We start from the raw sequence: 24,723 nt of genomic DNA on the forward strand, positions 1-24,723 counted from the left end.
CCCTCTATACCCGGACTCAGGAGACCAACAGGTCGAAGTGGAAGCCGATGACCACGGAGCCAGATCAGCCAGGCATCGAGGAGGCCGAGACGGGTCTCCATACGATGACCGTACGGGTCAGCGGGGTAGCAAGGCCCCCTGCGAAGCGGTGGACCGCGGCCCCACGAAGGCGGCCAGCGCCGTGAGCAGGGCCAGGACGGCTGCCACCGCAGGGGTCGCGTAGCCGGCCGCGGCGCCCGCGGTGTCGACCACCCAGCCGCCCGCGGTGGCGCCGGCGGAGATGCCGATGAGCAGGCCGGTGCTGGTCAGCGTCATGCCCTCGTTGAGCTGGGTCGGCGGCACCCGTTCCTGGACCAGCGTCATGCTGGCGATCATCGTGGGTGCGGTGGCCAGGCCGGCGACGAAGAGCAGCGCGGCGAGGACCCAGATGTTGCCGGCGAGCAGCACCGGCTGGAAGAACAGGGCCATCCCGGCGACGCCGAGCAGGAACCGGGTCTCGGTCCGGCCGCGCATCCGCAGGGCGCCGAAGACCAGCCCGGCGACGGCGGAGCCGCCGGCGAACAGGGCCAGGATCACGCCGGCGGCGGCCGGCTGTCCGAGCGATTCGGCGTATGCGACGGTCACGACCTCGGTGCTGCCGAAGACCACGCCGGTGAACAGGAAGGTCGCCGCGATCTGCTTGACGCCGCGGGCCCGCAGCGGCGACCCGGCCCGCTCCCGGACCGGGTGCACGGGCGGCTCGGTGCGGCGCTGGGCGGCGAACAGCATGGTGCCGAGGGCGAGCAGCACGGCGGCGACGAGCAGGCCGGCTTCCGGGAAGACCATCGTGCTCAGCAGCGCGGCGAGCACCGGGCCGAGCATGAAGCACACCTCGTCGAGGGTCTGTTCCAGGGAGTTCGCACTGTGCAGGAGGTCGGGGCGGTCCGGGTAGAGGGTGGTCCAGCGGGCCCGGGCCATGGCGCCGAGGTTGGGGCTGGTGGAGCCGGCGACGTACGCGGCGAACAGCGTCCAGGCCGGTGCGCCGCCTCGGGTGCAGAGGATGAGGACGATCGTTGCCGACGCGGACAGCAGAGCGGCCGGGACCGACACCCGGGCGCTGCGAAGAGCCGGCGGTAGGAGCGGAACACCGGTCCCTACCGGGCCGGCAGCGCTGCGGTCAGGTCGATCTCGATCAGCTGTCCGCGGTAGCCGAGCGCGGCCACGCCGAGCAGCGTGCTGGCGCTGGTGAAAGCTGGTGCGAGCGGTGAGGCCTCGAGTTGGCGCCACACCTCGGCCAGCACCGAGCTGTCGGTCGACACCACGTAGACGACCGAGCGGACCACATCGGCCGGTGCGGCGCCGGCGGCCTCCAGGACGCGCAGGCAGTTCTGCACGACCTGCTCGGTCTGTGCGGCGAAGTCGCCCTCGCCCACCACGGCGCCGGCGAGGTCGAGCGGGCACTGTCCGGCGAGGTGCGCGAGCGGCCCGGCCTCGGAGATCGTCACGTGGCTGTAGCCGGCGGGCTCGTGGACGGTGGGCGGATTGAACTTCTTGATCACCGCGCCATTATGTCGACGGGAGACTTCCGGCGCGCCTGGTTTTACAGGGCGGGCGGCTCACCCAGCCCGGCACGCCGCCGGACCGCCGCCACCATCGCCTCGACGTCCGCGCGGGCCAGGGCGGCAGGGTCTCCGGGGAAGGAGGGCCGGCGGATCGTCGTACGCCACCGCCCGTTGCCGTGCCGCACCGTGACGCCGGGCTTGGCCGCCGCGAAGTCGTACCAGATCTCCAGCACCTCCTCGGCGCCCGCCGCCCACCACGCCTGCCACGGCTCGGACCGGACCTGGTCCAGCAGCTCGTCGAGGGTGTCCTGGTAGGCGGCCGGCACGTCGTTCATCGGCCCGCCACCGACCACCTCGATACGCGCCCCGGCATCGTCCGGCACCCGCACCACGATGGCCGGCAGCACGGCGTCACCGGCCGGTTCGGGCTCGGCCTCGATTGCCGGGCCCGGCTCGGTCAGGTCGAGGGTGAGCAGGCCCTGCTGGTCGCCGAACAGACCGGCCCACGGCACGAGGTCGACGGTCGTACGGTTGCGCCACCGCAACGTCCGGGCGCTGCGCTGAAAACCTTCCAGGGTGCTGAACGCCGTCGACGACTGCGAGACCGCGACCGTCCGGTCGTCGTCGCGCCGCCGTACCTCGATCACCACCCGGCCGAACCCGTCGTCGTGCAGCACGAACACCGGGCGGGCGGTGTGCCGCCGGTCCGGCCCGGTCTTCGCCGGCCCGGCCCACCGGTAGCGCAGCCCGGACGCCAGCGCGTGGGCGTGGGCGGCGTCCAGAACTGTCCGATCCCATCCACGTACGGTGCCCAGCCGGGTGACCGCGGCGTGCAACACCTCCAGGACCAGGCGTGCCCGGGCCGGGCCGGGCAACGCGGCGACCCCGGGCGGCAGGGCGGCGCCGCCCATCTCGAATCCTTCGGTGACGTCCGGGAACACGGTCACCTGCACGTCGTCCCGGTTCTCGTCGAGGTGACAGAACAGGCGCAGTTCGGAGTGGCGGTTCGGGACTTGGGCCTCGCGTACCGCCTCGCTGTAGAGCTCGCTGACGCTGCGGGCGCTGCGCACGAAGGCGTCCTCGTCGGGGTGCTCCATCCAGGGCCGGTCGGGGAAGCCGGACAGCGGCCAGAACCCGATCCTGCGCAGGTGCGACATGCCGATGATCATGCCGCACCGCGGGCGGGCGGCGGGCGGCGGCGTCACCGCGTTGAATGCGGGTGTGGCGGAAGAATTGCGGCTGCGGCCGTTGACCTTCGACGACTGGCCGGCGGTGCACGACTGGGCCCGGCTGCCGGAGGCGTGCCGGTATCAGGCGTGGGGCCCGAACACGCCGGAGCAGACCCGGGATTTCGTACGCACTGCGGCGCAGCCGTCGACGACACGCTTCGTCTTCGTGTTCCTCGACGGCGAGACAGTAGTGGGGATGGGCGAGCTGAATCTGCGCGGGTCGCATCAGGCTGAGATCTCCTACGGCATCCATCCCGGCCGGTGGGGCCGCGGGCTCGCCACCACGGCCGCGCGTCTGCTGGTCGATCTGGCGTTCGGTGAGCACGGGCGGCACCGCGTCTTCGCGACCTGCGATCCGCGCAACGTCGCCTCCGCACGGGTGCTGCAGAAGCTGGGCCTGCGATACGAGGGCCGGATGCGGGAGACCGAGCTGATCCGTGACGGCTGGCGAGACTCCGATCTGTACGCCGTACTCCGCCACGAATGGCCGACGTCGGTCGTCTCAGCCGCCGAGGATTAGATCGGCTGCCCGCTCATACCGGCGGACGTCCTGTATGTCGCCGAAACCGGTGGCCATCCGGAACAGCAGACCCCGCGCGATCGCGGCCGCCGGCACGTCCAGCGTCGTCCGCAGGCCGTGCCAGCAGAGGGCGTCCGCGATCACGATCCCGTCTGCGTAGGCGGGCGGCCGCCAGTACGGGGAGACGTCGATGACCGCCGGCGGCAGACCCGGGGCGAACAGCACGTTCCCGGTCAGGTCACCGTGCACGATCTGGGGTTCGCCCAGCGGTTCCAGGGCTTCCCGCAGCCGCCGCGCCACCGGGGCGAACAACGGGTGAAACCGCATCGTGCGCTCGCCCCAGGCCACCCGGTCGGCCACCGCCCAGGGATCGTCCCGCTCGTCCATGAAACCCGGCCGCGGCAGATGGGCCACCGCCCGGTGGAAGGCCCGGCCCGCCGTGAGGATCTCCTGCCAGGTACGGGCCGAGCCGTAGTCGGGCGCACTGCCCGCTACCAACCTGGTGGCCGTCCACCCGTCGTGCGCCCAGGCGCCGTCCCGGGCGCGGACCGGCTCGGCGAGACGGAATCCGTCTTGCTTCACCTGCGCGAACACCTCACCCAGCCAGGCATGGGCCGTGCTGTCCTCAGGCTTGAACACCAGGTCACCCGCGGTCCAGGAGGTGCCCTGCCCGCCGGCCAACGGTCGCGGCGTCCCGTCGGCCCCGAACGAACGCAGCACGGCTTTCGGAATCATGGGTTGCACCGTAGACCTTGACCTCAAGCAAGGTTGAAGGTGAAGGCTCGCGGTCATGGCGTTCACCGAGATCGAGATCCAGTACCTCGCCGGGCAACATCTGGGCCGCCTGGCCACCCTGCGCCCGGACGGGACCCTGCAGAACAGCCCGGTCGGCTACCGCTACAACCCGGAGACCGGAACCATCGACGTCCCGGGCTACCGGATGACGGCGAGCCGCAAGTTCCGCAACGTCGCGGCGAACGGTCAGGTCGCGTTCGTCGTCGACGACCTGCCGTCGACGAACCCGTGGCGGGTCCGCTGCCTGGAGATCCGCGGCACCGCCGAGGCGATCGACGACCCGGGGCTCATCCGGATCCACCCTCGCCAGATCATCAGCTTCGGCCTGGAGGACACCGACACCGAGCCGCACCAGCTGGTTCCCTCCAACCGCAAGGTCGGCGTCTGAGGCTCAGCGGCCACGCCAGTGCAGCACCTCCAGAGCCACGGCGACGTGGACGCTGTCGGTGGCCAGCGGGCGGGGCAGCAGCTCGTCGGCCCGCTGCAGACGGCGTAGCAGGGTGTTGCGGTGGGTGAACAGGCTTTCGGCGGCGCGCGAGGCGTTGCACTGTGACGCGATGAAGACCCGCACCGCGTCGACGATCTCCGGTGGGGCGGTCTCCAGCCGGCCCAGCGTGCGTTTCACGAAGTCGTCGGCGCGTTGCGGATCGTCGGTGATCAGAGAGACCAGTTCGACCTCGTCGTGGGTGGCCATCTGCTGCGGTGACGCCAGCCGGGCCAGCATCCGCTGGGTGGTCAGAGCGTGCAGGTGGCTGCGGCGAAAGCCGTCCAGGTCGGTGCCGGCCGGGCCGAGCGCGAGGCGCACGGTGGGCAGGGCGCCAAGGGCAGACCGCAGCTGTACGGGGTCCGCGCGGCCGTGCAGCCACAGCCACCGGGTCGCCGCGCTGGCGGTCACGCTGAGCGTCGTCGCGCCGAGCAGATCGGCTGCCCGGTCCAGGTCGCCCAGGTCGGAGTCGGGGTCGTCGGACCAGGCCACGGCGGCGGTGTGCGTACCGGTCAGGGGATATCCGAGCCGGGCCTCGGCACGGGCCCGGCCGATCGGGGCGCCGTCGAGCAGAAGCAGGACGGTCTCGCGCCGCTCGGCGTGGCTGCCGCGGGTCAGGTCGGCGCGTTCGGCCTGCATCCGGGCGGAGATCGCGGCCACCGTGTCGTCGACGAACGTGGAGATGGACCGGCACGAGACGTCGAGCAACTCGCGCAGCTCGGCGGGATCATCGGTGAGGGTGAAGGTGATCCGGGTCCAGAGGCGCAGCGACACTCCCTGCCCGATGCGGTAGGCGTCCAGCGCTGATTCGTTCAGTCCCCGGCGTACCAGATCGCGTGCCACCGCGAGTGCCGCCTCGCTGAGGATGACCGGCACGCGTGCGCCGGGGTCGTTGATGTTGGCCGCCGCCCAGGTCGCCAGGTTGGCCCGGTTGGTGCGCCGGGTGCCGGCGGCGAGGACCGGGTCGGCGGCGATGGCCTGCATGTTGCTGCCGGCCAGGACGGCCTCGTCGAGCTCGGCCAGCCAGGAGGGCGCCGGGTTGAGGACGATCTCGGCGCCTCGCCGGATCAATTCGCGCACCGGCTTCGACGGCAGCTCCCAGGCCATGCAGTGCAGTCTGCACCATCTCGGCCTCAGGTAGTGACATAGTGTCACTGCACGGCGCGCTGAAGATCGCGCATGATGGGCGCCATGCACCTCGATGTCGTCATCGTCGGCGCCGGCATCTCCGGCATCGGCGCTGCGTATTACCTGCAGCGCGAGCACCCCGGTCGCCGCTACGCGATCCTGGAGGCCCGCGCCGCCAGCGGCGGCACCTGGGATCTGTTCCGCTACCCAGGCATCCGATCCGATTCGGACCTGCACACCTTCGGGTTCGAGTTCGCGCCATGGACCGACGACCAGTCGATCGCGACCGCCGACCGGATCCTGGCCTACCTGCGCCGGACCGCCGCCGACCACGGCATCGACCAGCACATCCGCTATCACCACCGGGTCGTCGCCGCGTCCTGGTCGTCGGAGCAGGCCCGCTGGACCGTCGAAGTGGAGCGCACCGACACCGGCGCACGGGAGGAGCTCACCTGCCGGTGGATCTTCTCGGCCGGCGGCTACTACCGGTATGACGAGGGCTTCACCCCGCACTTCGAGGGCCGCGACCGGTTCCGCGGCGAGATCGTGCACCCGCAGCACTGGCCGGCCGACCTCGACCACAGCGGCAAGCGGATCGTGGTGATCGGCAGTGGCGCGACCGCGGTCACCCTGGTGCCGGCGCTCGCCGAGACCGCGGCGCACGTGACGATGCTGCAGCGCACGCCCAGTTACGTCATGCCGGTCCCGGCACAGGACGCCCTCGGCAACCGGCTGCGCAGGCTGCTCGGCGAGGACCGGGCGTACCCGATCATTCGCCGCAAGAACATCGTGAAGGGCCGCCTGGTCTGGCAGTTCTGCCAGCGCTATCCGAACGCCGCCCGGCGCCTGATCCGCTGGGTGAACACGCGGCAGCTGCCGGCGGGTTATCCGGTCGACGAGCATTTCAACCCGCCCTACGGGCCGTGGGACCAGCGCCTGTGCGCCGTACCCAATGGGGATCTTTTCCGGTCGATCCGCAACGGCCGTGCGGACGTGGTGACCGACCAGATCGCGTCTTTCACGGAGGACGGAATCCTTCTCGCCTCGGGCCGCACCCTGGAAGCCGACGTGATCGTCACCGCGACTGGGCTGAACGTGCAGGCCTTCGGCGGGACCCGGCTGACCGTCGACGGGCGGCCGGTCGATCTCGCCGACACCATCGCCTACAAGGGGATGATGCTCTCCGGCGTGCCGAACCTCGCCTACGCGGTCGGGTACACGAACAGCTCGTGGACCCTGAAGGTCGGCCTGCTCTGCGAGCACTTCTGCCGGCTGCTCACCCACATGGACCAGCACGGCTACGACAGCTGCACCCCCACACCCGCGGACCCGGACATGCCGACCCGGCCGTTCCTCGACTTCGGCGCCGGGTACATCCGGCGGGCCGTCGACCAGCTGCCACGACAGGGGGACCGGATGCCCTGGCTCACCTCGATGAGCTACTCCTCGGACGTCAAACTGCTGCGCGCCGCCGGCGTCACCGACCCGGAGCTGCGGTTCTCCGCGCTGGTGCGGGCATGAGCGACGAGTTCTTCGACGTGCCCGGCGGCCCCCGGATCTGCTATCGGGTCTCCGGAGAGGGCCGGCCGCTCCTGCTGATCGCCGGGCTCGGCCTCGACCTGACCAGCTGGCCGCAGCGGATGATCGACGGCTTCCTCGACGCCGGCTTCCAGGTGATCCGTCTGGACAACCGGGACGCGGGCTGCTCGTCGCGCATCGACACCCCACCACCGGGCCGGCTGCGGCAGCTGTTCGCCCGGCCCCGGCCCGACGCCTACAACCTGGGTGACATGGCCGCCGACACCCTCGCGCTGCTCGACCACCTCGGCATCGAGCGGGCCCACCTGGTCGGCATGTCGATGGGCGGCATGATCGCGCAGACCATCGCCGCCCGGAATCCCGACCGTGTCGCCACCCTGACCTCGATCTTCTCCACCACCGGGCACCGCCGGGTCGGGCAGCCGGCCCGGTCCACGCTGCTCCGGATGGCTCGCCGGGCGGCCCGCACCGCCGACGAGTCGGTGCAGCGGCACCTGGCGATGCTGCGGCACATCGGATCGGCCGGCTTCCCGCCGGACGACGACGTCGAACGCGCCTGGGCGGCCGGGCTGTGGGAGCGCACCGGCGGCGGTGTGGCCCGGCAGGGCATCCCGCGGCAGGTCAGCGCCATTCAGGCGAGCGGCGACCGGACCGCCGAGCTGCGCCGGATCACCGCACCCACCCTGGTGATCCACGGCGACCGCGACCTGATGGTGCATCCCAGCGGCGGCCGGGCCACCGCGGCAGCCATCCCGGGCGCCCGGCACGTGGAGATCACCGGCATGGGCCATCACCTCGCGCCGGGGGTCGTCGACCAGCTCGTCCGGCTCACCACCGACCTGGCCGCCTCGGTCCCGACGGGAGAAACCCGATGAGCAGCGTTCGTGACAAGGTCGCCGTCGTCACCGGCGCCGGCTCCGGCATCGGGCGTGCACTCGCGCTGTTGCTCGCTGCCCGCGGGGCCCGCCTGGCCGTGTCCGACATCGACGAGGCCGGACTGAAGGGCACCGTCTCGTTGCTGCCGGGTGAGGTGCACGCCGCGACCCTGGACGTCGGCGACCGCGCGGCGGTCGAGGGCTATGCGGACGCGGTCGTCTCCCACTACGGCGTCGTGCACCAGATCTACAACAACGCCGGGGTCAGCGGCGGTGGGCAGAGTGTGCTCGACACTTCGTGGGAGGTCTACGAGAAGACGCTCGCGGTCAACCTGTTCGGGGTCATCCACGGGACCAAGGCGTTCCTGCCACACCTGATCGCCTCCGGGGACGGGCACGTGATCAACGTGTCCAGCCTCAACGGGTTCATGGCGCAGCCCACGCTCAGCGCCTATGCGGCTAGCAAGTTCGGGGTGCGCGGGTTCACCGAGGCGCTGCGCACCGAGATGCTGGTGGGCCGCCACCCCGTACAGGTCACGGTCGTGCACCCCGGCGGCGTCAAGACCAACATCGCGAGCGCAACCGCGCCGCTCACCGCCGCACAGGCAGCGAGGGTACGCGTATACAACGAGAAACTGCTCAAAATGCCCGCCGAGCAGGCCGCCCGCATCATCCTCGACGGCGTCGAAGCCGGCCGCCCACGCGTCCTGGTCGGCGCCGACGCCAAGGCCGTCGACCGGCTGGTCCGGCTGTTCCCCCGCCGGTATCCGGTCCTGGTCGCCCGCTACGAACGCCGACTCTTCGGCGACGCATGAGCACCGCCGGTCTCCCCGTCGCTGCGCGGCTGCCCGTTGGGCTCGGGCTCGCTGCGCCTGTCTGGAGCGTGCTGCCATGATCACCCTGCCGATGCGGGCGGTGGCCGGCTACCTGCGCCTGACCGCCAAACCGACCATGGCCACGGTGGCCCGCGCCCACCAGCGGATCGCCGCGCCGAAACCACCGTCCCCGCCGCCGGCCCACCTGCACCGCCGGCACGAGGTGCGGACCCGGCAGATCGACGGCTTCACCAACTACACCGTGGCGCCGGACAACCCGGCCACCGTGCTCTACCTGCACGGCGGCAGCTACCTGAGCCCGATGGCCCCGCAACACTGGGCGCTGGTCTCCCGGCTCGCCGACGCCGGCCTCCGGGTCGAGGTCCCCGACTACGGCCTCGCCCCACAGCACACCTTCCGCGAGGCGTACCCGTTCATCACCGCCGTCTATCAGCAGCTCACTGGCCCGGTCACCGTGATGGGCGACTCCGCCGGCGGCGGCCTGGCCCTCGGCTTCGCCCAGACCCTCCCCGAAGCCGGGCTCCCTCAGCCCCGCAGCCTCATCCTGATCGCCCCATGGCTGGACCTGACCCTGACCAACCCCGGCATCCCCGCCGCCGAAGCCCACGACCCGTGGCTGAGCAGCATCGGCCTGCGCGAAGCCGGCAAAGCCTGGGCCGGCGGCCACGACCCGGCCGACCCACGGCTCAGCCCGATCAACGGCCCGCTCACCGGCCTGGCCCCGATCCACACCTACATCGGCACCCGCGACCTGCTTTACCCCGACACCCTGCTGCTGCGCGACCGCGCCACCGACTGCCGCCTCACGGTCTGCCCCGGCGCCGTGCACGTCTACCCACTCACGCCCACCGCGCAAGGCCGCGCCGCACAGCACGAGATCATCCAGGCCTCCAGGTGACTCGATACGCAGGTGGGACACCACACGGTTGTCTCAGGTGGGGCCCGGGCAGTTCTTACTGGTACGCCGCACCGAGTACTCCCGGTCGTCCGACGTGATCCCGGCCGCGGCCCCGTCGAAGTGGGCCTCCACCTTCTCCCGCGACCGGCGCTGCTCGTAGTGCAGGTGCGGCGCCCCCGACTTGCCCGTACTGCCGATCTTGCCGAGTTGCTGACCCGTCTCCACCTGGTCGCCGACCTCGACCAGTGGCGGCTCCAACAGATGCAGGTACTGCGTCTCCCAGCGCCCGCCGTGATCGATCTTGACCCAGTACCCGGCGCCCAGGCCGTGTGGGCCCTTCGGGTTCTCCGGCGTCCGTTCGCCGAGGGTGCCGTTGATACCGGCCTCGATCACCTCACCCGCGAAGGACGCCAGCACCGGCCGGCCCCATGCCGAACCCTTCGCCGGGAAGAAGTCGATGTCGAAATCGTCGTGCCCCGGATAGGTGCCGAGAATCCACGTCTCACCGCAGGCCACCGGCATCTGGAACGCGGGCCGCGGCCCGGCCGGCAACAGCCGGGGCACCACCACCCAGGCCACGGAGATCAGGATCAGGATCAGGGCGGCACCGAGGAGCGGGGCGGAACGGCGAATCACCGCCCGATCCTGGCAAGCGATCGCAAGCGGCCCGCGCCCACCCCCCAGTGGCCAGCCGGCCGGCTACGAGGCGACCGTCGCCCGAGCCCACCGCCGCCGGCCGGCTACGAGGCGACCGTCGCCGGAGTGTCACGCCGGTCCCGGCGCCGGGTCACTGCCGGCCCGGCGACCAGGACGGCGAGGGCGGCCACCAGGACCAGCCCGCCGGTGAGGAAGACGCCGCGCAACCCGGCGTGCGGCAGCAGAACCCCGCCGAGCAGGGCCCCGCCGGCGATGCCGAGGTTGAACACCGACCCCATCATGGCCGACCCGACATCAGTGCTGCCCGGCGCGACGACCAGCACCCGGCTCTGCATCGTCGTCGGCACCTGCGGGATCGCGAATCCCCACAATGCGACCAGCGCCACCACCGCCGCCGGGTGGGCGCCGACCAGATGGAGGCCCAGCAGGGAGACCGCGAGCAACACCATCGGGAGAAGTACGGCCAGACGCGGCCTGCGGTCAGCCAGGTACCCGGAGATCGCCACCCCACCGAGCCCAGCCGCCCCGAAGACCAGCAGCAGCGCGCTCACCGCCGACGCCGAGAAGCCGCCGATCTCGGTCAGGAACGGGATGAGATATGTGTACGCCGTGAAGACCCCGGTGATCGCGATGCCGGTGACGGTGATCAGCAGCCAGAACGCGCGGGCGTCCGGCGCGGCCCCGGCGGAGGCGTGCCCGTCCTGCGGGGCCGTCGTCGGCAGCAGCACGGCCACACCGACCATCGCGATCAGCGCGAGCCCGGCCACCGCCAGGAACGCCGTCCGCCACCCCGCCTGCTGCCCGAGCCAGGTCGCCGCCGGCACACCCAGCACCGGGGCGAGCGACGAACCGCCGAACACCGCCGCCACCGCCCGGCCCCGCGCCTGCGGAGGGAACAGCGCGGCCGCAGCCGGTGCGGCCACCGACCAGAAGACTGCCTGCGACAGAGCGGTGACGACGCGGCCGCCGAGCAGCAGCCAGTACCCGCCGAGCACCGAAACACCGGTCGCGACGACGAACAGGGCCAGCAACCCGGTGATCAGATAGCGGCGAGGGATTCGGCTGACCAGGTGGGTCAGGGGCACCGAGAAGATGGCGACGGTCAACCCGTACCCGGTAACCAGCAGACCCACCGCCGACAGCGAGACGTCGAGGTCGCCCGCGATATCCGGCAGAAGCCCGACTGGAAGCGTCTCCACCGTCAGGTAACAGAACGCCGCCACCATCATCGCCGCGAGAGCCGGCACGTGGCCGCCACTGTTGCTCGTCCGTGCCTCGATCACCGTTGCATTCTGTGTCGCCGACGAGCCGGGAGCCACCGAATTCAGGGCACGAGCGGTCCCCGCAGCACCTCCCGGGCAGCGGCCTCGTCACCGGTGAGGGTGTCCCACGGCATGGGCCGCCGGTTCCACAGGGCGAGCATCAACTCCGGCGCCGTCCCACTCAGCTCCGCGACCGGCCCTCCCTTGCCGAGCGTCCAGCCCTCACCCAGATCGGTCGCCGTGAGCCGGACCGCGCTGGTCGGCTCGACGAGCAGGCCCCGTTTGATCATGCGAGGCATGAACACCTCGATCACCTCGGCCACCCCGTCCCCGCAGAGCGCCGGATCAAGCTCGCTGCTCACCCCGAGCGCGTGCTCGGCATCCCACCGGTGCACCACCGTCTCCAGACATCGGCGCCGCCGCCAGAACCCAACCGTGTGCGGCGGAGCAAACGTCCACGCCTCAGTAGCCGGGTCAGCCTCGAGCGCGCTGGTGAGGATGCGAGCAGTCTCCGCAAACCAGTCCCCGAGCTCACCCTCGGGCACAGGCGGCCGATGATCGCCGCGCCGCTCAGTGATACCCGCAGCCGCCCACAGGTTCCCCTGGCCCAGATGCGCGGCCAGATCCCGCAGGGTCCAGTCCCCGCAATGCGCAACCGGAACGCCCAGGTCAGCCCCGAGAAACCCGTGAAAGGCGGCCAGGTCGCGCCGCAAGATCGCCAGGTGGTCCAGCCCCATCCGTCCGACCCTACCCACACGCAGGCCCCTTGGCTGCCCCGCCCACCCGTAGCCCGGCCCTCACCCAGCGCCTTCTCGCCGGAACATGCGTGGCGGGCGGCTGGTGCCAGCAGCCGCCCGGCAGGCAGGTTTCGATGGCCGGATAGGTGCGTGGTGGGCGGCTGGCGCCGACGAGCCGCCCGGGAGGCGGGTTTGGGAGGCGCGGATGGGTGCGTGGTGGGCGGCTGGTGCCCACGAGCCGCCCGGGAGGCGGGTTTCGGAGGCCTGGATGGGTGCGTGGTGGGCGGCTGGCGCCGACGAGCCGCCCGGGAGGCGGGTTTCGGAGGCGCGGATGGGTGCGTGGTGGGCGGCTGGTGGCCGCGGGCCGCCCGGCAGGCGGGTTTCGATGGCGCGGATAGGTGCGTGGTGGGCGGCTAGTGGCCGCGAGCCGCCCGGCAGGCGGGTTTCGGAGGCGCGGATAGGTGCGTGGTGGGCGGCTGGTGGCCGCGAGCCGCCCGGCAGGCAGGTTTCGATGGTCGGATGGGTGCGTGGTGGGCGGCTGGTGCCCACGAGCCGCCCGGGAGGCGGGTTTGGGAGGCGCGGATGGGTGCGTGGTGGGCGGCTGGCGCCGGCGAGCCGTCCGGGAGGCGGGTTTCGGAGGCCTGGATGGGTGCGTAGTGGGCGGCTGGCGCCGGCGAGCCGCCCGGCGGGCCCGTTTGAAGGTCCGTGATCGGCGGGTGGGGGACGAGCCGGAGGACGCGCCGGGTGGCATGAGGAGTCGGGGGAGCGAGCCGGGCGGGCGGCGCGCTGGTGGCTGGCGGGTGGCCGCGGAATGTCTGGCGGTCCCGGCGGTCGCGGCGTCGGCCCGGAGTGGCAGCTGATCGCGCGGCTAGGCGGGACTCATCGTCAAATCGTACAAATCAGGGTGTTGGGCCTCCGCGCATCAGGCCGTCCAAGCCCTCTGGCAGCGTGGCGGCCAGGGAGTCGTCGAATTCGGCGTCGACCAGGATGAAGGCGACGCGCGCCGGGACGTTGCCGCGGTTGGCCCAGGCGTGGTCGGTGCCGCGCTGGATGACCACGTCGCCGGCGTGCAGGGTTACCTCGGAGTCGTCGAGGAGCAGGGTTATCGAACCGGCGAGGACTATGCCGTAGTCGATGGACGCGGTGCGATGCATGGGGGACTGGCGGCCCTGGGAATCCAGGTGGCCGGGCAGGAACTCGTTGATGCGGATCTTCGTGCCGCGAGGGGGAGGTGGCACGGCGAGCGTGCGTTCGGTCGGCTCGGACGGTTCGACCGCGAGGATGCGGGCCGGCGCGCCCGAGGTGTTCCAGATCTCGTGGAAGGCGACGCCGTCGGCGGGCAGCGAGCGGCTGACCGGCACCGGGCCGTCGGACAGGACCACCGAGACGCCGTCGGGGGTGTGGCCGGTGACCACCCGGCGGGGAGCGTTCAGGCGTGGCACGGGATCGGCCCGCCGTGGAATTTCACCATGTCCGGCCAGACCGACGGGACGGTGAGCCGGGTGTCGAGAGGGTTGCCGGCCAGCTCCGAGTACGCCCGGTGCAGGTTGCCGACGAAACGCTCGGTCTCGGCCCAGTCCTTGTACGGGTTGTCGCGATGCTTGATCGCGGCCTCGAGCGGCGACAAACCGGCGGCGAACGAGTCGGCCGCGACGGAGGCGACGAAAGCGACGTAGGCGTCGAGGTTGTCGAGCAGCACGCCGACCTCGTCGCCACGGCAGACCGGACCGTGACCGGGCGCGAGCACCGACGGCGCCAGAGCCCGCATGTGCGCGATCGCCGATCGGAAGCCGGCCACCGAACCTTCGAGCAGGAACGGCTGACCGCCGGCGAAGGCCAGGTCACCGGCGAACAGCACCTTCTGCTGGGGCAGCCAGACCACCACGTCGTTGCTGGTGTGCGCACGCCCGACGTGCTGCAGCTCGATCGGGAACTCGGCCAGGTGCATCGTCATCCGGTCGCTGAACGTCACGTTCGGCGGGCGCAGCACCAGATCGCCGTACTCCGGCGCGGTGATCACCTTGGTGGCCTCCAGACCGGCGGCGAGGACCTCGTCGCGGCACTTGTCGTGCCCGATGACCAGGGTCTCCGCGGGCAGGAAGCCGTTGCCGTAGGTGTGGTCGGGGTGGTGATGCGTGTTCACCACGGCGCGTGGCGCGCCGTTGCTCACCTTGGCGACCTCGGCCAGCACGGCCCGGTTGCGGCGCTCGGTGGAGGTGGTGTCCACCAGCACCGCGGTGCCGCCGCCGTCGACGATCACGCCGCAGTTGTTGACCATCCAGCCGCCGTCGGGCTGGATGTAGGCGTGGATCCCGTCGGCCAGGCGATCCACGTAGGGGCTGCCGTCGTCCCAGGTCACGTGTTCCTCCTTCGAGTGCGTTCTGCACTCATTGGGGCATCCATCCGCGCGCCGCACAACGGTTTCCACCATCGCTGACACCGATCGCTGGCATGCGTGATACGAGCGTTCCGGATCCGCAGGCGCGACAGTTGACTGCCGCAGTGACGAAGATCCGGTGGCCGTTGCTGATCGTGCTGGCCTCGCTCGCGGCGGTGGCGCCGGTCGCCACCGACCTCTACCTGCCCGGATTCCCGGCGATGGGCGCCGAGCTCGGCGCCGACGCCAGCGGCGTTCAGCTGACGCTGACCACCTTCCTGGTAGGGCTCGCTCTGGGTCAGTTGGTCATGGGTCCATTAGCAGATCGGTACGGGCGACGCGTGCCGTTGATAGCCGGAACCGCGGTCTGCGCGGCCGCCGGAATAGCCTGCGCCCTCGCCCCGAACCTGGAGACCCTGATCGCCGCCCGGTTCGTCCAGGGCTTCGCCGGCGCGGGCGGCATGGTCATCGGCCGTGCCGTGATCGCGGACCTGGCCGCCGGACGAGCCGCCGCCCGCGCTTTCACCCTGCTGCTCACGGTTGGCGGCGTCGCTCCCGTGCTGGCCCCGTCGGTGGGCGCGCTGCTCGCCGGCCCGGTCGGCTGGCGGGGCATGCTCTGGGCGGTGGCGGTGCTTTGCCTCGCCATGGTCGCCGGGGTGCTGCTGGTCGTCCCGGAAACACGCCCGGCGACCGCGCCCGCGGAACCCGCGTGGCGACAGGTCCTCGGCAGCCGCGGTTTCTGGCCACCGGTGGCGGTGTTCGCGCTCTCGTTCGGCGTGATGATGGCCTACATCGCCGCGTCCCCGTTCCTCTACCAGGACGTGATCGGTCTGTCCGAGATCGGCTACGGCGTCGTCTTCGGCGTCAACGCGGCCGGTCTGATCGGCGCCGGTGCGGTCGCCGGGCGTCTCGCCCACCGGATCGCCCCGATCCGGATGATCCGCTGGTGCGTCGCGGTGCAGGTCAGCGCGACCTGCCTGTTCCTGGTGCTCGCGCTGGCGGAGGCGCCGGTCTGGACGTACCTCGTGGTGATCTTCGCGGCGGTGACCGCGAACGGCGGGATCATGGGCAACTCGGCGGCTCTCGCGATGGAGCCGGTACGCGCCGTCGCCGGCACCGGCAGCGCGGTCCTCGGGTTCAGCCAGTTCGCCCTGGGCGCCGTGGTGTCCCCGCTGGTCGGCCTGGGCGGCGCGTCCTCGGCCGTGGTTCCGGCCCTGGTGATGGCGGTGTCGTCGGTCGGTGCCGGCGCGGTCTGCCTATTCGGTCTCCACCGCGACCGCCACCTCGTATAGCAACCGGCGCAGCCACGCGACGCCCGGATCCTTCTCCCGGCCGGGATGCCAGTGCGCGGCCTCGGTGATCCCGACCGTGGCGAGCGGTGTCTCGGCGATGGCCAGGTCGAGAATGCCGAGGCAGCGGCGGGCCAGCCGGGACGGCACGAACGCGCACATCTCGGTGCCGCCGACCGCGAACGGCAGTGTCAGCAGGCTGGTGACCTGGACCAGGACGGTACGGTCGGCGATGCCCTGCCGTTCCAGCTCGATCTCGAGGGGGCGTTTGTGCTCACCGGCGGCGACGAACGCGGCCACCGCGTGCGGCATGGCGGCCAGATCCGCCAGGGTCAGCGCGCCGCCGGCCAGCCGCGGGTGGTCGCGGGCCACGATGCAGACCAGGTGGTCGGTGAAGACCGGCTGGGTGTGGCCGGGGAAGTCGTACCCGAGCGGGCCGATGATCAGGTCGCGGCGCATCAGCTGGGTCTCGAAGGCGCCGTGCTCGTCGAGGGTGTCCAGGGCGATCGAGCAGCCGGGCGCCTGCTCGGCCATCAGCCGGATCAGCGGTTCGGCGAGCACGGTCATCGCGTACTCGGACATGCTGACGCCGAAGCGCCGGATGCTGGACGCCGCGTCGAACTCGCGCTGGGTGCCGAGCAGCGCCTCGGCGGCCTCCACCGCCTCGGCCACCGCGGGCCGCAGCCGTTCCGCGAGCGGGCTCAGGTCGAAGCCGCGACCGGAGCGGACCAGCAGCTCGTCGTTGAAGTGTTTGCGCAGCCGGGTCAGCGCGCTGCTCATCGCGGACTGGCTCATCGTCATCCGCTCGCCCGCGTGGGTCAGGTTGCGTTCCTCGAGCAGGGCGTGCAGCGAGAGCAGCAGGTTCGCATCGACCTCACGCAGCCGTTCCTTCACGGCTCTAGTCTCATGCACGAGGAGGCCCTCTCATGACTCTGGGCGGTACCGATCTCAACCTGTTGCTCTTTCTGCGAGTGCTGCTGGAGGAGGGCAACGTGACGCGGGCCGGCGCCCGCCTGGAGGTCGGTCAGCCGGCGATGAGCGCCGCCCTGGCCAAGCTGCGACGCCGGTTCGACGACGAGCTCCTGGTCCGCGCGGGCCGCGACTACGAGCTGACCCCCTTCGCGCGGGATCTGCTGCCCGAGGTGCAGCGCGCGGTACGCCTGATGGCCCGCGCCCTCGACCTGGAGAACCACTTCGACCCGGGCACCAGCGAGCGGACGTTCCGGCTGGCGATGAGCGACTACGCGGTGTCGGTGCTGCACGAGCCCCTGGTCCGGCTGTTGGCGGCCTCCGCGCCGGGGGTCCGGCTGGCCATCGAGAGGATCGGACCGAAGGCGCGTACGTCGGAACGCATCCTGCTGGAGCACGACGCCCTGGTGGCGCCGCTGGGATTCGGGTTCATGGGCGAACGCAAGCTGCTGTGGCGCGACCGGATGGTGCTGATCGCCGACCGGCGGCACCCCCGGCTGTCCGGCGGCGGCCTGACCCTGCGTGACCTGGCCGAGGTGCCGCACGCGGTGGCGACCTTCGGCCCAGGCATCCTCACCCCGGTCGACCGGGTCTTCGGCGAGCACAGCATCGACCGCCGGATCATGCTGCAGGTGGCCGGGTTCCTGCCGCTGGCGTTCGTCATCGAGGGCACCGACCTGGTCGCCGTGGTCCCGGAGCGGCTGGCCCGGCTGCACCTGGCCGACGACGGCCCGATCACGATGATCGAGCCGCCGTTCGGGGAGGTGCTGCTGGCCGAGGGCTACTGGTACGCGCGGGACCGGCTCTCCGATCCCGCGCACCGCTGGCTGTTCGCCCGCCTCGACGAGCTGGCCGTCATTCTAGGTAGCCGGTGAACCGGCGCTCCGGGTCGTATTTTCGTAGCACCTGCTGGTAGCGCTCACGGGCCGGCTCGGACAGGTAGCGCAGCGGCCGGCGCCGCATGTCGCTGTCCCCGAGGTAGTGGCCCGCGGTGACCGGCTCCAGGTCGGCCATCGCCTGAGCCAGCCACGCCTGGTGCCGCTCGTCGTCGGCCGGGTCCTCCCACAGCACGTACGAGGCCAGGTAGATCTCCGACTGCACGGAGAACGCCATGTCCGGCAGCTCGCGCAGCGGGGCCATGCTGAACCAGATGGTGAAGGCCTTGTCGTTCGGCAGCGTGGTGTATGCGCGCCGCATCGCCGGGACCACGTCCGAGGCGGGACCGGTGAGCCAGGCGTTGTCGACCGCCCAGCGGTGACCTTCCGGGTTGTCGGCGAGCTGCCGTTCCCGCTGCTCGGTGAGGGTGGTCGGGACGGCGTCGAGGTCGAGCAGCGCCCGGCCGCGTGCCGGACATTTCCGAAATGTGGCCAAGGCGCGGTGAGCTTCCGCCGCATTGTCGACTAGGGCGACGGCGGTGACCAGCAGAACGGGGTCGGGTGAAAGCGAAATATCCGTTTTGGTGAGCGCGACGATCTCCACGGTGCCCGCGACAGTGTGGTGCATGTCGTGCAACCAGGTCATCACCTCGTCGAAGTCGTCCAGCGGGTAAGCCTGGACGGTCTGCGCGATGTACGCCGGCAGCGGCAGGGTCCGTAGATGGAACCGGGTGACCACGCCGGGGAACCCGGGCCCGGTGCCGCGGGCGGCCCAGTAGAGGTCCGCGTTCTCGCTGGCGGAGGCACGCACAAGTCGACCGTCCGCGGTGACGACGTCCACCGCGACCACGTATTCGGCGGCCCAGCCCCAGCCGCGGGCGTTCCAGCCCTGCCCACCCTGCAACAGGAACCCGCCGAGCCCGACCGACGGGCAGTGCCCGCCCACGAAGAACCGGCCCTGCTTCTCCAGGAACGGCGCCAATTCCAATCCGCCCTGTACGGCCGGCGAGACCGAGACGATTTCCGAAGCGGTGTCGTAGCTCATCTCCCGCAGCCCGCCCAGGTCGATGACCAGGGCGTCGTCGCGGATCGACCACTGCGCCCAGCTGTGCCCGCCGGAGCGGACCGCGACCTGCCAGCCGCGCTCGCGGGCCAGCCGCACACCGTCGACGACGTCCTGCTCGGTGGTGGCCCGCAGGATCGCCGCCGGCTGCCGACCGGGCAGCCGGCGGTTGAAGATCCGGTCGACGCGGGCCGCTTCGAAACCCTCGTCGCCGGGAAACAGCAGGCCGTTCACGCCGGAGCGCACATCGCGTGCAGCGTCTGGCCCATGACCCGGCCCGGGTCGGCGCCCGGGGTGTCGGGGTGGATCTCCCACTCGGCGAGCTGCAGGCTGTTGTCCAGGACCAGTTTGACCCGGGGGAAGCGGCGGGCGTAGAAGGCCGGCAGCACCTCGTCGATCGGATCGCCGCTGGTCAGCATCTCGGCGAGGACCACGGCGTCCTCGGCGCACATGGCCGCGCCCTGGGCGATCAGCGGCGGGCAGGCGTGTGCCGCGTCGCCGATCACGATCACCCGGCCGCGGTGCCACGGGCCGTCGAGCAGGATCGACTCGATGTACTGGTAGTTCACGACGGCGTCGTCGGGGAGACTGTCGCGGACCTGGCCCCAGACTCCGCCGTACCCCTGGCCGTGCTCTTTGAGGATCTTGCCGTTGGGGTGTTCTCCGACGAAGGAGCGCTCCAGGTTCTCCTCCAGCAGGAACGCGTAGCAGAGGTCCTCGGAGATCGGCGTGTAGCCGGCCTTGTACTTCGGGCCGCCGTAGTAGACGCCGGAGCTGTCCATCGCCTCGGGCCGCTGCGCGACCACCCGCCAGATCCCCATGCCGACCGGCTGCGGCTGGGCCTCGATGCCGATCATCCTGCGCACCGCGGAACGGATGCCGTCCGCGCCGACGACCAGGTCGAACGTCTCGGTGCTGCCGTCGGTCAGGGTCGCCACCACGGAGTCGCCGCGGTCGTCGAGCTCGGTGACCGTGGTGCCGAGGCGTACGTCGACGCCCGCCTCCCGGACCCGGCGGCCCAGGATGTCGGCCAGGTCGGCGCGCAGCGCGCCCATGGTCGGCGGCACGGCGTCCCCGCCCATCGGTGGCGCCGGCATCTCCATGAGCTGCACCCCGTCGGCCCGGAACATCCGCAGCTTGTCGAAGGAGTAGCCGTGCTCGGCGAGCTCCTCGAAGATGCCGACGGCGTGGAACGCCTTGAGCGCGTTGCCCTGCAGGGTGATGCCGTGGCCGACGCCGCCGAGCGACGAGCGCAGTTCGGCGACCACCACCTGCACGCCGCGCTGGGCGAGGGCCAGGGCCAGCACACCACCGGTGATGCCGCCACCGACGACGAGGACGCGGGAGGTCATTTCAACTCCTTTACGACGACGGAATCAGACGAACTGGGAGGGGCGGGCGCCGGTAATCCACCCGACGATGTGGTCCGGTTCGGTCTCAGCCACGGCGATGTCGGCGACCTTGCTGCCGCGGTTGAGGACCACCACCCGATCGGCGACCTCGGAGCACAGCGGAAGGTTATGGGTGACGAGCACGATCGCGACACCCTGTGACGCCATTCGCCGGATCAGCGCCTCGACCTGCTTGGTCTGCTCGTAGCCGAGAGCCGCGGTCGGCTCGTCGAGCAGCAGCACGCCGTTGGCCTCGCCGGAGACCCGGATCGCGCCGCGGGCCAGGGCGACCACCTGCCGCTGGCCGCCGGAGAGCATCTCCACCGGGCGGGTCATCGGGGCGGTGCGTACGCCGAGCCGGTCCAGCTCGGCCTCGGAGCGCTTGCGCATCGCCTTGCGGTCGACGAACCCGAGCCAGCCGAGCGGCCCCTTGCGCAGGATCTCCCGCCCGATGTTCAGGTTGGTCGAGATGTCCTGCGGGTCGACCAGCGCCAGGTCCTGGTACACCATCTGGATCCCGGCGTTCGCCGAGTCGCTGGGCGAGTGGAACTGCACCTCGTCGCCGTGCACGCGGATCGTGCCGCCGCTCGGCCGGTGTGCCCCGGACATGACCTTGAGCAGGGTGGACTTGCCGGCCCCGTTGTCGCCGAGCAGTCCGACCACCTCGCCCGGGTTGACGTGGAAGTCGATACCGGCCAGCGCGCGCACGTAGCCGTAGTGCATGTCGATGCCGCTGAGTTCGAGCGCGGGAGTCGTCATGTCAGACCTGCTTCTTGTGCACGGAGAGGTTGGCGCTGGCCATCAGACGGTTCGACACGCTGGTCTGCACGACCCGCTCGAGCAGCAGCGAGGCGAGCAGCAGCACACCGGTGGTGACGGTGGCCCAGTAGGGCTGGATGCCGCGGATGGTCAGGCCGTTGGCGATGGTGGCCAGGATCAGCGCGCCCACCAGGATCCGGGGCAGGCTGCCGCGGCCGCCGGTGAGGGCGACGCCGGCCAGCGCGACCGCGGTCAGCGCGTTGAAGATGATGCTGGGGCTGGCCTCCGGGGTGGCCTCGGTGGTGATCGCCGCGGTGACCAGGCCACCGAGGGCGGCGCACAGGCCGGAGATGACGAAGCCGAGCACCTTGTACCGGTCGCTGTGGATGCCGGAGCGGCGGACCGCCTCGGCGTTGCCGCCGACCGCCATCAGCCGGATGCCGTCCCGGGTGCGGGTCAGGAACACCGTGCCGACCAGGAACAGCAGGCCGACGATGTAGACCGGGGCGGGCACCCCGAGGTACCGGGCGGTGCCCATGAACTGCAGCCCGGTCAGTCCGGGGAAGGTGTAGCCGCCGGCGATCACCGCGGCCAGGCCGGACAGCGCCGACAGGGTGCCGATGGTGACGATGATCGGGTTGAAGCCGCGCAGTGCGATCAGGCCATTGACCAGGCCGACCAGGACGCCGCAGGCCAGGCCGGCGATCAGGGCGAGCCAGACCGGCTGACCGTTGGTGATCAGCCAGCCGGCGACGCAGGCGGCGAAGGCGGCGGTGCCGGGCAGGGAGAGGTCCAGCACGCCGGTCATCACGCCGATGCCGACGCCGGCGGCGAAGATCGCGGTGAGGGCGGCCGCGTTCGCGATCAGCAGGGCGTTGTCCAGGGTGGCGAAGTACGGCGCGCACCAGAACGAGAAGGCCAGAATGATCAGGCCCCAGAGCACGAAGATGCCGCGATCGCGTACGAATACCAGCGCGGAGACCGCCCGCGGCATGTCATGGCCGGTGGGGACCGGCGCGTCCGCTTTCTCCACAGGCGCGGCGGTCACCGTCACTGCCCACTTCCCTGAGTGATCACCTTCTGCGGCACGGTGATCTGCTTCCCGGGGGCGCTCGGGTCGGCCATCATCGCGGTCAGGGTGTCGAACGACTGCACCATGTCGGCCTCGAACTGCAGCGCCACCGAGGCGTAGATCTTGCCGTCCTTGACCGCCTTGAGCACCTCGTCGTTCCCGCCGGTCTCGGTCACGCAGGGCAGCTCCTTGCCGGCCGCGGCGTACGCGCCCAGCGCGCCGAGCGCCGCCTCGTCGTTGGTGCCGAGCAGCGCGTTCGCGTCCGGGTTGCCCTGCAGCGCGTTACCGATGTCGGTCTGCGACTTGGCCCGCTCGTTGGCGATCACCTCGGTGACGATCTCCGCTCCGGGCGCGGTCGCGGCGAGGGCCTCCTTCTGCGCCTTCTCCACCTCGGCCTTGCCCGCGGTGCCGGCCACGTTGACGGTCATGATGACCTTGGCCTTGCCGCCGAGCTTCTCGTTGATGCATTTGCCGAGCTCCTCGCCCATCGCCTTGCCCTGGGCGGCGTAGTCGATCTTGTCGAAGGTGATGCCGGGCTGCATGCCGGACAGACCGAAGTCCTCCGGCACCCCGTTGAGCAGCAACGGCACCTTCTTCTCCTGGGCGGTCTTCACCAGGTCGGAGAGGGCGGCCGGCTGAACCGCGATCACCCAGGCGCCGCCGGCCCGGCCGGATTCGATGACGCTCTTCAGGTCGGTGAGCTGCTTCTGCGGGTCGAGGTTCGGGTCCTGAACGAGGACCTCGTAGCCGTGACCCTTGCCGTATCCCTGCACGCCCTCGGAGAGGCCCTTCATGGCCGGGATCTTCAACGCGAGCGGCGAGAACACGATGGTCTTGGAGGCGTTGCCCGAACCCGCAGCGGCGGAACCGTCAGCCGGCTGGGTTCCGCCGGAGCTGCAGGCGGTCACGAGGAGAAGGCTGCCGACGGAGAGGGCGGCAGCGCGGCCGTAATTTTTCAGATCCATGTCAACTCCCGGGGCTATGAGCGACAGCTGTTAACAGACGTGTGCTGGGTCACAGAGAACACGGAGCTGCGCAAAGGCGGAACCCGCTCCGCAGTGATGCCAGGCATCGCCGTCGGTGCTTTCTCCGGTCAGCTGTCGCGCACCTAGCGTGAGGACGTCACCGGAATGAGGAGGACTTTTCATGGCATACGTCGTCAGCGCCACGTGGACCGCCGAGCCCGGCCAGGAGGCCGTCGTGCTCGACGCGGTCGAGAAGCTGACCCCGCTGTCGCGGGCGGAGCCGGGCAACCGCTTCTACCAGGCGTACCAGGACCCGGCCGAGCCGGGCGTCTTCCGCCTCTTCGAGATCTACGACGACGAGGACGCCTACGCCGCGCACGGCGCGTCCGAGCACTTCAAGACGTACGCGCTCGAACAGGCCATCCCGGTGCTCGTGAAGCGCGAGCGCGCCTTCTACACCACGATCGGCTGATCTGAGATGAGACTGGCAGCGTTCCGCCTCGCGACCGAGCCCGACGGCGTCCGCCGGGTCGGCCTGGTCGTCGGTGAGGGTCCCGACTGGTGGCTGCACCCGTTCGCGGACGGCACCGACCTGGTGGAGTTGCTCGCGGCGGACCGCGTCGACCGGGAGGCAGCGGCCGACACCGCCGCCCGCGGCGACGGACTGCGCCCGGCCCAGGTGCGGCTGCTGCCGCCGGTCTACCCGGTGGCGATGCGCGACTTCCTCACCTTCGAACAGCACGTGGCCGGCGTCGGCAAGGGCATGCAGGGGCACGAATTCGTGCCGGACGAGTGGTACGCCGCCCCGTCCTTCCTGTTCATGGCCCCGCACGCGGTCACCGGCGGCTACGACGACGTGGCCATCGCGCCGGACACCGAGCGCTTCGACTACGAGCTCGAGATGGCCGCGGTGATCTGCCGCGACGTCCGCAACGTCACCCCGGAGCAGGCCCGGTCGGCGATCGGCGGCTACTGCGTGATGAACGACTGGTCCGCCCGCGACGTGCAGGGCCGCGAGATGAAGCTCGGTCTCGGCCCGTCCAAGGGCAAGGACTTCGCCACCACGATCGGCCCCTGGGTGGTCACCGCCGACGAGCTCGACGACTTCCGCGACGCCGACGGGTTCCTCGATCTGCAGATGACCGTGAAGGTCAACGGCACGGTCACCGGCAGCGACCGGTCCGGGCACATGGGGTGGTCCTTCGAGCACCTGGTCTCGTACGCGTCCCGCGCCTCCTGGGTGAAGAAGGGCGAGGTCCTGGCCTCCGGAACCTGCGGTTCCGGCGCCCTGGCCGAGGGCTGGGGCCGCACCGGCGAGCTGACCCCGCCACCGCTGCAGGTCGGCGACGTCGTCGAGATGACCATCGAGCGGCTCGGCACCATCCGCAACCGGATCGTCGCCGGCACCGAGACCGTGCCGCCGATCGTCGCCGCCCGCCGCCGGGTCCGCGAGGAGGTGTGA

Annotated in this window: 26 protein-coding genes; 10 read left to right on the forward strand and 16 right to left on the reverse strand. The window is 71.2% G+C overall.

Annotated features, from left to right (window positions below):
• Positions 1 to 117: 117 nt before the first annotated feature.
• From OHA21_RS06395 to OHA21_RS06405, 3 genes are read right to left on the reverse strand one after another with little or no spacing between them, the layout of a single operon-like run.
• Positions 118 to 1,089, reverse strand: coding sequence for an MFS transporter (locus tag OHA21_RS06395; RefSeq protein WP_328471121.1), 972 nt, complete (start codon positions 1,087 to 1,089; stop codon positions 118 to 120).
• Positions 1,090 to 1,133: 44 nt separating this feature from the next.
• Complete coding sequence (locus OHA21_RS06400) at positions 1,134 to 1,538, reverse strand: RidA family protein (RefSeq protein WP_328471123.1); 405 nt, start codon at positions 1,536 to 1,538, stop codon at positions 1,134 to 1,136.
• A 41-nt stretch (positions 1,539 to 1,579) separates the two neighbouring features.
• Positions 1,580 to 2,698 carry a hypothetical protein gene (locus tag OHA21_RS06405; RefSeq protein WP_328471125.1) on the reverse strand — a complete coding sequence of 373 codons (1,119 nt, stop codon included), beginning with the start codon at positions 2,696 to 2,698 and terminating at the stop codon, positions 1,580 to 1,582.
• Here OHA21_RS06405 and OHA21_RS06410 point away from each other — a divergent pair.
• A complete protein-coding gene (locus OHA21_RS06410; RefSeq protein WP_328471127.1) occupies positions 2,697 to 3,290 on the forward strand; it encodes a GNAT family N-acetyltransferase in 594 nt (197 codons plus the stop codon). The genes OHA21_RS06405 and OHA21_RS06410 overlap by 2 nt on opposite strands.
• Here OHA21_RS06410 and OHA21_RS06415 read toward each other — a convergent pair.
• A complete protein-coding gene (locus OHA21_RS06415) occupies positions 3,273 to 4,025 on the reverse strand; it encodes a TIGR02569 family protein (protein ID WP_328471129.1) in 753 nt (250 codons plus the stop codon). The two genes, OHA21_RS06410 and OHA21_RS06415, sit on opposite strands and share 18 nt — an antisense overlap.
• Positions 4,026 to 4,080: 55 nt before the next feature.
• Between OHA21_RS06415 and OHA21_RS06420 the strand changes: the two genes are divergently transcribed.
• Complete coding sequence (locus OHA21_RS06420; protein ID WP_328471131.1) at positions 4,081 to 4,473, forward strand: PPOX class F420-dependent oxidoreductase; 393 nt, start codon at positions 4,081 to 4,083, stop codon at positions 4,471 to 4,473.
• A 3-nt stretch (positions 4,474 to 4,476) separates the two neighbouring features.
• Here the strand turns inward: OHA21_RS06420 and OHA21_RS06425 are convergent, their stop codons facing one another.
• Positions 4,477 to 5,676 (reverse strand): PucR family transcriptional regulator, encoded by a 1,200-nt coding sequence (locus OHA21_RS06425; RefSeq protein ID WP_328471133.1) that lies wholly within the window; start codon positions 5,674 to 5,676, stop codon positions 4,477 to 4,479.
• A 75-nt stretch (positions 5,677 to 5,751) separates the two neighbouring features.
• Between OHA21_RS06425 and OHA21_RS06430 the strand changes: the two genes are divergently transcribed.
• The 4 genes from OHA21_RS06430 to OHA21_RS06445 all read left to right on the forward strand — a co-directional run bounded on the left by OHA21_RS06430 (position 5,752) and on the right by OHA21_RS06445 (position 9,845).
• The gene (locus OHA21_RS06430; protein ID WP_328478321.1) at positions 5,752 to 7,218 is read left to right on the forward strand and encodes a flavin-containing monooxygenase; all 1,467 of its coding nucleotides are present in this window, start codon (positions 5,752 to 5,754) and stop codon (positions 7,216 to 7,218) included.
• The gene (locus OHA21_RS06435; RefSeq protein ID WP_328471135.1) at positions 7,215 to 8,111 is read left to right on the forward strand and encodes an alpha/beta fold hydrolase; all 897 of its coding nucleotides are present in this window, start codon (positions 7,215 to 7,217) and stop codon (positions 8,109 to 8,111) included. The genes OHA21_RS06430 and OHA21_RS06435 overlap by 4 nt, the downstream gene beginning before the upstream one ends.
• On the forward strand, positions 8,108 to 8,926 hold the full coding sequence (locus OHA21_RS06440) for an SDR family NAD(P)-dependent oxidoreductase (RefSeq protein ID WP_328471137.1): 819 nt from the start codon (positions 8,108 to 8,110) through the stop codon (positions 8,924 to 8,926). Before OHA21_RS06435 ends, OHA21_RS06440 begins: the two co-directional genes overlap by 4 nt.
• Before the next feature lie 76 nt (positions 8,927 to 9,002).
• Positions 9,003 to 9,845, forward strand: coding sequence for an alpha/beta hydrolase (locus OHA21_RS06445; protein WP_328471139.1), 843 nt, complete (start codon positions 9,003 to 9,005; stop codon positions 9,843 to 9,845).
• Between the two features lie 33 nt (positions 9,846 to 9,878).
• Here the strand turns inward: OHA21_RS06445 and OHA21_RS06450 are convergent, their stop codons facing one another.
• The 5 genes from OHA21_RS06450 to OHA21_RS06470 all read right to left on the reverse strand — a co-directional run bounded on the left by OHA21_RS06450 (position 9,879) and on the right by OHA21_RS06470 (position 14,860).
• Positions 9,879 to 10,481: a M23 family metallopeptidase gene (locus OHA21_RS06450; RefSeq protein ID WP_328471141.1), complete on the reverse strand. Its 603-nt coding sequence runs from the start codon at positions 10,479 to 10,481 to the stop codon at positions 9,879 to 9,881.
• 104 nt (positions 10,482 to 10,585) lie between these two features.
• On the reverse strand, positions 10,586 to 11,785 hold the full coding sequence (locus OHA21_RS06455; RefSeq protein WP_328471143.1) for an MFS transporter: 1,200 nt from the start codon (positions 11,783 to 11,785) through the stop codon (positions 10,586 to 10,588).
• Between the two features lie 41 nt (positions 11,786 to 11,826).
• The gene (locus tag OHA21_RS06460) at positions 11,827 to 12,501 is read right to left on the reverse strand and encodes a maleylpyruvate isomerase family mycothiol-dependent enzyme (RefSeq protein WP_328471145.1); all 675 of its coding nucleotides are present in this window, start codon (positions 12,499 to 12,501) and stop codon (positions 11,827 to 11,829) included.
• Positions 12,502 to 13,400: 899 nt separating this feature from the next.
• Positions 13,401 to 13,943 carry a cupin domain-containing protein gene (locus tag OHA21_RS06465; protein ID WP_328471147.1) on the reverse strand — a complete coding sequence of 181 codons (543 nt, stop codon included), beginning with the start codon at positions 13,941 to 13,943 and terminating at the stop codon, positions 13,401 to 13,403.
• Positions 13,931 to 14,860 carry an MBL fold metallo-hydrolase gene (locus tag OHA21_RS06470; protein ID WP_328471149.1) on the reverse strand — a complete coding sequence of 310 codons (930 nt, stop codon included), beginning with the start codon at positions 14,858 to 14,860 and terminating at the stop codon, positions 13,931 to 13,933. The genes OHA21_RS06465 and OHA21_RS06470 overlap by 13 nt, the downstream gene beginning before the upstream one ends.
• Positions 14,861 to 15,003: 143 nt before the next feature.
• Here OHA21_RS06470 and OHA21_RS06475 point away from each other — a divergent pair, with 143 nt between their 5' ends.
• Positions 15,004 to 16,170 carry a multidrug effflux MFS transporter gene (locus tag OHA21_RS06475; RefSeq protein WP_328471151.1) on the forward strand — a complete coding sequence of 389 codons (1,167 nt, stop codon included), beginning with the start codon at positions 15,004 to 15,006 and terminating at the stop codon, positions 16,168 to 16,170.
• Here the strand turns inward: OHA21_RS06475 and OHA21_RS06480 are convergent.
• Positions 16,135 to 17,061 carry a LysR family transcriptional regulator gene (locus OHA21_RS06480; protein ID WP_328471153.1) on the reverse strand — a complete coding sequence of 309 codons (927 nt, stop codon included), beginning with the start codon at positions 17,059 to 17,061 and terminating at the stop codon, positions 16,135 to 16,137. The genes OHA21_RS06475 and OHA21_RS06480 overlap by 36 nt on opposite strands.
• 32 nt (positions 17,062 to 17,093) lie before the next feature.
• Here OHA21_RS06480 and OHA21_RS06485 point away from each other — a divergent pair, with 32 nt between their 5' ends.
• The gene (locus tag OHA21_RS06485) at positions 17,094 to 18,011 is read left to right on the forward strand and encodes a LysR family transcriptional regulator (RefSeq protein ID WP_328471155.1); all 918 of its coding nucleotides are present in this window, start codon (positions 17,094 to 17,096) and stop codon (positions 18,009 to 18,011) included.
• Here the strand turns inward: OHA21_RS06485 and OHA21_RS06490 are convergent.
• Genes OHA21_RS06490 through OHA21_RS06510 form a run of 5 tightly spaced genes read right to left on the reverse strand, consistent with a single transcriptional unit; the run spans position 17,992 to position 23,261 of the window.
• On the reverse strand, positions 17,992 to 19,308 hold the full coding sequence (locus OHA21_RS06490; RefSeq protein WP_328471157.1) for an FAD-binding oxidoreductase: 1,317 nt from the start codon (positions 19,306 to 19,308) through the stop codon (positions 17,992 to 17,994). The two genes, OHA21_RS06485 and OHA21_RS06490, sit on opposite strands and share 20 nt — an antisense overlap.
• Positions 19,305 to 20,426: an FAD-dependent monooxygenase gene (locus tag OHA21_RS06495; RefSeq protein ID WP_328471159.1), complete on the reverse strand. Its 1,122-nt coding sequence runs from the start codon at positions 20,424 to 20,426 to the stop codon at positions 19,305 to 19,307. The genes OHA21_RS06490 and OHA21_RS06495 overlap by 4 nt, the downstream gene beginning before the upstream one ends.
• A 24-nt stretch (positions 20,427 to 20,450) precedes the next feature.
• On the reverse strand, positions 20,451 to 21,224 hold the full coding sequence (locus tag OHA21_RS06500; protein WP_328471162.1) for an ATP-binding cassette domain-containing protein: 774 nt from the start codon (positions 21,222 to 21,224) through the stop codon (positions 20,451 to 20,453).
• Position 21,225: 1 nt separating this feature from the next.
• Positions 21,226 to 22,272, reverse strand: a complete 1,047-nt coding sequence (locus tag OHA21_RS06505; protein ID WP_328471164.1) for an ABC transporter permease — start codon at positions 22,270 to 22,272, stop codon at positions 21,226 to 21,228.
• Between the two features lie 2 nt (positions 22,273 to 22,274).
• Positions 22,275 to 23,261: a sugar ABC transporter substrate-binding protein gene (locus OHA21_RS06510; protein WP_328471166.1), complete on the reverse strand. Its 987-nt coding sequence runs from the start codon at positions 23,259 to 23,261 to the stop codon at positions 22,275 to 22,277.
• 181 nt (positions 23,262 to 23,442) lie between these two features.
• Between OHA21_RS06510 and OHA21_RS06515 the strand changes: the two genes are divergently transcribed.
• Positions 23,443 to 23,733 carry a putative quinol monooxygenase gene (locus OHA21_RS06515; RefSeq protein ID WP_328471168.1) on the forward strand — a complete coding sequence of 97 codons (291 nt, stop codon included), beginning with the start codon at positions 23,443 to 23,445 and terminating at the stop codon, positions 23,731 to 23,733.
• Positions 23,734 to 23,739: 6 nt separating this feature from the next.
• Complete coding sequence (locus tag OHA21_RS06520; protein WP_328471170.1) at positions 23,740 to 24,723, forward strand: fumarylacetoacetate hydrolase family protein; 984 nt, start codon at positions 23,740 to 23,742, stop codon at positions 24,721 to 24,723.

The organism is Actinoplanes sp. NBC_00393 (assembly GCF_036053395.1).
Classification (GTDB): Bacteria; Actinomycetota; Actinomycetes; order Mycobacteriales; family Micromonosporaceae; genus Actinoplanes.